General features: G+C 35.1%; 1 protein-coding gene. It reads left to right on the forward strand.

Annotation, left to right across the window (positions count from 1 at the left end; translation table 11 throughout):
* Nucleotides 1-1,782, forward strand: a 1,782-nt coding sequence (locus tag BVC87_RS22940) for a condensation domain-containing protein (RefSeq protein ID WP_143569902.1), incomplete at both ends; no start/stop codon positions are given.

The following is a 1,782-nucleotide window of genomic DNA, read 5'->3' on the forward strand; positions in this document are numbered from 1 at the left end:
TAGAAGGTACAGCTAGTATTTCAAGTGTAAAGCATATATTTTTAGCAGGAGAAGTTTTCCCTAAGGGATTATATGATAGTTTTAGCAGTTTAGGTACTTCTATTAATTTAGAGAACTTATACGGTCCTACAGAAGCTACCGTATATAGTAGTTGTTTTTCAACGAATGAACTTACTACCCATAGTAGTATCCCTATAGGAAAACCTTTAGATAATGTTGAGTTATTAGTTTTAGATAGTTATAACAGGTTATTACCTTTAGGAGTTATCGGTGAGTTATGCATAGGAGGATCAGGTTTATCGCAAGGTTATATCAACAGAGCGGAATTAACTTCAGAGAAATTTATAGTTCACCCTTTTAAGGAAGGAGAGCGATTGTATCGTACAGGCGATTTAGCTCGTTGGTTAGAAGATGGTAATTTAGAGTTTTTAGGTCGTATAGATAGTCAGGTTAAACTGAGAGGCTTTAGGATAGAGTTAGGAGAGATAGAGAATCAACTGTTAGGTTATCCAAGTATTAGAGATGTAGTAGTAAATGTTGTAGAGCAAAATCAAGACAAGCATTTGGTAGGCTATTATGTATCAGAAACATCAATAGACTCTTCGGAATTACGTTCTTTTCTGCGAGGTAAGCTACCGGAGTATATGCTACCTAGTTATTATATGCATTTAGATGCCTTACCTATCACCGCCAATGGAAAGGTGGATCGCAAGAATTTACCAAATCCAACCTTAGATATAGGTGATCATTATGTTAGTGCTTCTAATGAAATAGAAGAAACTTTAGTTAAGATCTGGAGTGATGTTTTAGCTATAGAGGAGGACTTGATTAGTGTTGAGCGCAGCTTTTTTGAACTAGGCGGCCACTCTTTAAAAGCTACGGTTATGATGAATCTTATTTTAAGGGATTTAAATACAGAGGTTCCTTTGCGAGAAGTTTTCCATTACAATACAATCAGGAGTCTATCAGATTTTATTTCTAGACAAGGCAAACAGATGTATTTAGGTATAGAGATGGGTGAGTCACGTGCTTATTACCCCTTATCTTCAGTACAACGCAGATTACATTTTATCTATAATTTAGACAAGACCTCTTTGGTGTATAATATGCCTCAAACCATAGGGATATCTAGTAGTATTACAAAAGATGAATTAGAAGTTGTTTTTGAAAAACTTATAGAAAGACATGATAGTTTTAGAACATCTTTTGAGTTTTTGAAAGGCGAAGTAGTTCAAAGGATCCACCCAGAAGTAGATTTTTCACTAGAAGAGTATGCAGGAGATGATATAGATGCAGTTATGTCGGATTTTGTACGTCCTTTTGATTTGAGTAAAGGTCCATTATTACGAGCAGGTTTGCTACGACTACCAGGAGAAGAATCGATTTTATTGATCGATATGCATCACATTATTATTGATGGAGTTTCTTTAGAGCTTGTAAAGACTGAGTTTAGCGATTTATTATCAGGTACAGAGTTATCTTTACCAAGGTTACAATACAAGGATTATATTTTATGGCAACAAAGTTCGTTATATCAAAGTAAGTTAGGAGTTCAGCGTGAATTTTGGCTTTCAGCGTATAGTGATTTACCTAAGGTATTAGAATTACCTTTAGATCATCCAAGGGGTAGTGTTCGCGATTATACAGGAGGTTCAAAGGTTTTACGTCTTAGTAAAGAATCTACGGATTCATTACGAATGTTAGCTAGTCGTATTGGAACCACATTGTATGTGCCTACGTTAGCGATTCTAAATATTTTACTAAGTAAGTTAGGCAATCAAG

The organism is Tenacibaculum agarivorans, assembly GCF_001936575.1.
Lineage (GTDB): Bacteria > Bacteroidota > Bacteroidia > Flavobacteriales > Flavobacteriaceae > Polaribacter > Polaribacter agarivorans.